1 protein-coding gene is annotated in these 795 nt (G+C 44.9%); it reads left to right on the forward strand.

All coding sequences use genetic code 11. The annotated features are described in order from the left end of the window. The coding region (locus A3763_RS21770; RefSeq protein ID WP_156495247.1) for a UvrD-helicase domain-containing protein at positions 1 to 795 on the forward strand (795 nt) is incomplete at both ends.

The raw sequence follows: 795 nt of genomic DNA on the forward strand, positions 1-795 counted from the left end.
GGCGCGTCATGCATTAGATTTAAATGTCGCTTTTCCGCAAAACCTGATGGAAGACACCAAGCCTCTGTTGCTGCGGGTCTGTGCGGATTACTGGCGCCAGGAAGTCTTTGCTCTACCACAAGAGTTGTTACTAGAGGTCTATAGTAACTGGGCGACGCCTGCAGAACTGATGTCGTCTCTTGAACCTTTGATTAATAGACGACCAGATGTATTCACACCAGCTGTACTTGAGGGTGGTCTTTCAGCCTGGGAGCAGCATTACCATGCCACAATTGATTGGTATCAAACACTTCGCTCACGAACCTTAGATAGCATCGATGAAGTACAGAAACTTGTCGCTGAATCAATGCTAAAAGGCGTGAACCATAAGAATAAATGGCTCACTTTGATTCGCGAATGGTGCGAAGCCGAGTTCACAAGTTTCGACTTTCCTAAAGCCAGTAAACGTAAGAATCTGTTTGAAGTCTTTACTCCAGGGTATTTAAGCCAAGACGTGAAGAAGGGTGGAGTGCCTCCAGAGCATGCCTACTTCAATTTTGTAGAAGCGCACCTGAGAAAACTTCCAGTTGGCTCACGCGAAGTGTTCTTGGTGCAAAGCTTCCAGGAGATCAGTAAACGGTTCAATGAAGAGAAAGAACGGCAACAAGCTGTCAGTTTTGATGACCTGATATTGAACGTAGCGAATGCTTTGTCTGACGAAGATACACGTAATATATTAATTAATACGGTGCGCGAGCGCTTTTCAGTAGCGTTGATTGATGAATTTCAAGATACCGATCGTGAGCAATACCATAT

The organism is Oleiphilus sp. HI0128, from assembly GCF_001635365.1.